We start from the raw sequence: 3552 nt of genomic DNA, 5'->3' as shown, positions 1-3552 counted from the left end.
ATGATCGATGTCTCCTCATCAGCATGATCAGCGCCGCCGCCGGTGCGTTACCCCTCCCGCCGTCCCAGCCGCCGTCTCACCAGATTCAAAACACGCCGCGCGTGCCTCTTTTGGCAACCCCAGGGGGTGAGGCTGGAAAAGCTGCCCGCCGACGCTGGAATGGCTTTGAAACCTCCGATTTGTTCCTACGGGCCGGACTTCCCCGGCGCCAACAAGCAAATCGAGGAAATCAGCTTGACAAAGCGAAAGTACAGACATCGCCGCAGTGTCGATGTTCGGATCAACTGGCTACAGCCGCATGTTGACGGGTTCAAGGAGTGGCTTTCTCAGCAGAATTATTCCCCTGCAACGATCGTCGAGGTGGTGCGTCTACTGGCATTGTGGGGCGATTGGGTACGTGCTGCTGGCTTCGGCGTCGAAACACTTGCCGCTGGCTTGAACGCATCAGCATCGGCGTTCCAGGGTAGCAAGAATGCCCGTGCGCCACAGGGGGCTGCTGCACTGTTTGTCGGATATCTGCGCGAGTGCACCGTTCTGGAGCAGGAGCGGCCGTCGTCACTGGAGAGGACTTGGCCGGCACTAGCCGCCTTCGGTTGCTGGATGCGGGAGCAACGCGGCATCAAGGACTCGACGCTCAACACCTACCAGCCGATATTGGTCGATCTATTTATATCGCTCGGCACAGATCCTGTGGCTTATACGGCCGCCGCGATCCGGGACTTCGTACTTGAGCGAGCGAAGCCGCACGGACGTTGGCGGGCGCGGGGCATCACTGTCGCCACGCGCGCCTACCTCAAGTATCTCGTCGCGATGGGGCAATGCCCTATCGGTCGGGAACATGCGGTTCCGAGCTTCGCGAACTGGCAACTGGCGACAACACCGCGCTTTCTTGGCCAAAGCGACATCGACCGCCTCCTTGCCACCTGTGAGGGCGAAAGCCGCTTACGCGACCGCGCTGTCATGCTGCTTCTGGCTCGGTTGGGCCTCAGGGCGAGTGAAGTCGCTAATCTCACTTTCGGTGACATCGATTGGAAGAATGGCCGAATAACGCTTGTCGGAAAGGTCCGGCGTGTGGAATGGCTGCCGCTGCCTCAAGACGTTGGCGATGCTATGTTCGCTTATATCGAGCGGGCAAGGCCGCGCGTTGCGACAACCCGGGTGTTGCTGACGGATATCGCACCGATCAGGCCGCTGAGCCGCATTGCCGTGAAATGTATTGTGCGTCGCGCTCTCGACAGAGCAGGGATTGAAAGTATCCATCGCGGCGCGCATGTGCTGCGGCACTCGGCGGCGACAGCAATGCTGCGTAGCGGCGCAAGCCTTGCAGGCGTCGGGGCCGTGTTGCGTCACCGCTCTCCATCGACGACGGCGCTGTACGCCAAAGTAGACATCGGTCTCTTGTCCGAAATCGCACAGCCATGGGGCGGGAGGCTGCCATGCTGAGCGCCGACATCAACCGCTACATCAGTCTGCGCCGCGCGCTAGGTTACAAGCTTGTCCGGGCCGAGCGGCATCTTCTTGCATTCGCGCGCTTCGCAGCAGAACGCGACGAGAGCCACATTCGCACAGCAACGGCTCTTACCTGGTTACCCACGGCTGCCAAAAGCCCGAACGCCATGGCCCATCGCCTCACGGACTTGATCCAGTTTGCTCGCTTCATGCAGGCGGAGGATCCTCGGCACGAAATACCGCCCGCAGATATCAAGCGGATCACCAATCGACCGGTTCCCTATATCTATACTGCGGCCGAGATCGCCCGGATTCTCGATGCCGCCGGCAATCTACGGCACCAAAGGCCCAATCCACTGCGTCGCGAGCTCTATGTTATGCTCTTTGGGCTGATCGCAGCGACTGGCATGCGTGTGTCCGAAGCTGTTGCGCTCAGGCTCGACGATATCCTGCCTGACGGCGTGTTGCGCATTCGCGAAACCAAGTTCCGCAAGAGTCGGCTGGTGCCGCTACACCCGACCGTCGTTGAGGCGCTCAAACGCTATCTTGGGGCCAGGTGCCAACTTGCGAGCGACAGTGATTGGCTCTTCCTATCCACAGAACACCGACAAATGTGCTTGAGGATAGTGAATTATACATTCCGTTGCGTCACACGACGAGCGGGCATCTTGTCGGAGCGAAGTCAGCAGCCGCGCATCCATGACCTCCGACATACGTTCGCGACCCGCGTCTTGGAACAATGCGGCGCCGGACGCAGCGAAGTTGCTCGGCACTTCGTCGCCCTGTCGACATACCTGGGCCATGTCAGTATCCACAATACGTACTGGTATCTTCAGGCGACGCCGGAAATGATGGTCGACATCGCCGCGGCGGCAGAAACATTGTTCAGGGAGGACGATGCATGACGGCGCTCGCCCCTCTCATCACCGGCTTCCTCCGAGACTACATGCCATGCCAGCGAGGCTATAGTCCACAAAGCTGCGAGACGTATGCGTTCAGCTACAAGCTCCTGTTCGACTTCGCAGCAAAAAGGCTCGGAACTCGCCCGTCGCTGCTTACAATCGAAGACCTCGACGCGCCGATGATCGTGGCATTCCTCGCGCACATTGAACAGGATCGCAGCAACGGCGCCTCAACGCGCAATGTGCGGCTCGCCGCCATCAAGGCGTTCATGCGCTACCTCGAGCACAAGGTGCCCTCCGCCTTGGAGCAGATCGGCCAGATTCATGCGATCCCGACCAAGCGCCATGACCAGAAGCTTATTCGTCATTTGACTATGGAAGAGGTCCGCGCGGTTCTTAACGCGCCCGACCTTGCGACGAGATCTGGCATCCGTGACCGGGCAATGATGCATCTTTGCTTCGCCGGAGGCTTGCGGGTCTCCGAACTTGTCGGCGTTCGGACGGAAAACCTATCGCTTCGACACGGCGCAAGCCTGACGGTTCTAGGAAAAGGCCGCAAGGAACGCTGCCTACCGCTCTGGAAGGATACTGCACGGGACCTTCGCGCTTGGTTAAGTGTCCGGGGCGCAGTGCGCGTCCCGGAGCTCTTCGTCAATGCTCAGGGCGATCCGATGAGCCGTGCCGGCTTTGAGTATGTGCTCGACAAGCATGTCGGCAAAGCTGCCGAGAACTGCGCATCACTTCGCGATCGTCGCGTCTCACCTCACCAGCTTCGGCACAGCTGTGCAGTCGTCATGCTGCAGGCAACCCGCGACATCCGCAAGGTCGCCCTGTGGCTGGGCCATGCCGACATCCGCACGACCGAGGTCTATCTTCGCATGGACCCGTCAGAAAAGCTGGAAGCGGTCGAGGCGGTAATCCCTCCTGAACTGAGGCGCGGCCGGTTCAAGGCGCCGGATGCCCTAATCGCATCCTTGCTGTCGGACTTGGGATAACCAACGCAATCCGAACGGCGTGCGGTTGAGTGGAGTTTGGTGCCCAAAAGCGGACTGTCCGCTCCATCTGATATTGCGCTCGGCACGGTCTCGATACCATGGCGAGCGCGGCGTGTTTTGAATCTGGTGAGACGGCGGCTGGGACGGCGGGAGGGGTAACGCACCGGCGGCGGCGCTGATCATGCTGATGAGGAGACATCGATCAT

Annotated in this window: 3 protein-coding genes; all 3 read left to right on the top strand. The window is 60.2% G+C overall.

The annotated features are described in order from the left end of the window. Positions 1 to 234: 234 nt before the first annotated feature. The 3 genes from ASC96_RS24360 to ASC96_RS24350 are packed head-to-tail and all read left to right on the top strand — an operon-like array spanning position 235 to position 3346. On the top strand, positions 235 to 1443 hold the full coding sequence (locus ASC96_RS24360) for a tyrosine-type recombinase/integrase (protein ID WP_060505676.1): 1209 nt from the start codon (positions 235 to 237) through the stop codon (positions 1441 to 1443). Continuing rightward, positions 1437 to 2354 (top strand): tyrosine-type recombinase/integrase, encoded by a 918-nt coding sequence (locus ASC96_RS24355; protein WP_060505675.1) that lies wholly within the window; start codon positions 1437 to 1439, stop codon positions 2352 to 2354. The genes ASC96_RS24360 and ASC96_RS24355 overlap by 7 nt, the downstream gene beginning before the upstream one ends. After that, positions 2351 to 3346 carry a tyrosine-type recombinase/integrase gene (locus tag ASC96_RS24350; RefSeq protein ID WP_060505674.1) on the top strand — a complete coding sequence of 332 codons (996 nt, stop codon included), beginning with the start codon at positions 2351 to 2353 and terminating at the stop codon, positions 3344 to 3346. The genes ASC96_RS24355 and ASC96_RS24350 overlap by 4 nt, the downstream gene beginning before the upstream one ends. The last annotated feature ends 206 nt before the right edge of the window (positions 3347 to 3552 follow it).

The sequence above is a fragment of the Rhizobium sp. Root1204 genome (genome assembly GCF_001424965.1).
In the GTDB taxonomy this organism is placed as follows: domain Bacteria; phylum Pseudomonadota; class Alphaproteobacteria; order Rhizobiales; family Rhizobiaceae; genus Pararhizobium.
This window is presented reverse-complemented; position numbering and strand designations above follow the sequence as displayed.

Bases quoted from the DNA above. Each gene is read 5' to 3' on its own strand.
- ASC96_RS24350 (WP_060505674.1), top strand. From the start codon at position 2,351: ATGACGGCGCTCGCCCCTCTCATCACCGGCTTCCTCCGAGACTACATG.
- ASC96_RS24355 (WP_060505675.1), top strand. From the start codon at position 1,437: ATGCTGAGCGCCGACATCAACCGCTACATCAGTCTGCGCCGCGCGCTA.